Source organism: Parvimonas sp. D9, assembly GCF_035282565.1.
Classification (GTDB): Bacteria; Bacillota; Clostridia; order Tissierellales; family Peptoniphilaceae; genus Parvimonas; species Parvimonas micra.
Genome location: NZ_JAYKBM010000127.1, coordinates 1 through 277, shown reverse-complemented (window position 1 = coordinate 277; position 277 = coordinate 1). Strand labels below are relative to the sequence as shown.

General features: G+C 39.7%; 1 protein-coding gene. It reads left to right on the top strand.

Annotation, left to right across the window (positions count from 1 at the left end; genetic code table 11):
- Positions 1 to 26 precede the first annotated feature (26 nt).
- Positions 27 to 277: Ig-like domain-containing protein (locus tag VJI94_RS08995; RefSeq protein ID WP_416383681.1), on the top strand; the 251-nt coding region annotated here is incomplete at its 3' end.

Sequence of the window (277 nt, the reverse complement as noted above, 5' to 3'; positions counted from 1 at the left end):
AGAAAGCCTGTAAGTTTGCACCACGCATGAAAAATCTTTTGACGCTCATTATTCGCTTATATGGTATCGCGCTTTGTTTGGTGATCATGATCATGGCTAATTCTTGTGCGAATATGATACCCCCCAGTGGAGGTCCAAGAGATAGTTTACCTCCACGGTTGGTGATAGCCAATCCCAAAGACTCAGCTACCAATGTAAAGACTAAAAATATTCTACTCACATTTGATGAATTTGTGTCTTTACAGAATACAGAAAACATCATTTATGCTCCTGTTCC